The organism is Streptomyces sp. NPDC127092, from assembly GCF_042722475.1.
GTDB lineage: Bacteria > Actinomycetota > Actinomycetes > Streptomycetales > Streptomycetaceae > Streptomyces.
Window position 1 is genome coordinate 1,250 of the sequence record NZ_JBHXFE010000200.1, and the last position, 313, is coordinate 1,562.

Consider the following 313-nt stretch of genomic DNA (forward strand, 5'->3'; position numbering starts at 1 on the left):
AAGGAGGAACGCTGGCGCATGGACGGCACGGTGTACGAGATCTCGGCATTCCCCGCTGGCGAGGCCTGGCCCATGATCCGGACGTCGCTGACGGGACCGGACTCCGGCTCTGCGGCCACGTCCACGAGCCCCCACGTGACTGCCCTCGCCGGCCGACCTGCTATGGACGTGCTCCCGGATGGCGTCGCCCCGACCGCGGTCGTCCCCAGCACCTCCCCCTTTGCCGCACGTGCCGCTGCGGGCGAACTGAGCTGGCCGGACGTCGATCGGGTCGTCGTCCGAGACCTCTCCTCCGCGCCGGATCGCGCCACCG

Annotated in this window: 1 pseudogene; it reads left to right on the forward strand. The window is 71.9% G+C overall.

The features are described from left to right. Positions 1–18: 18 nt before the first annotated feature. Positions 19–313 (forward strand): annotated as a pseudogene (locus ACFWJO_RS38840) (hypothetical protein); the annotation flags it as partial.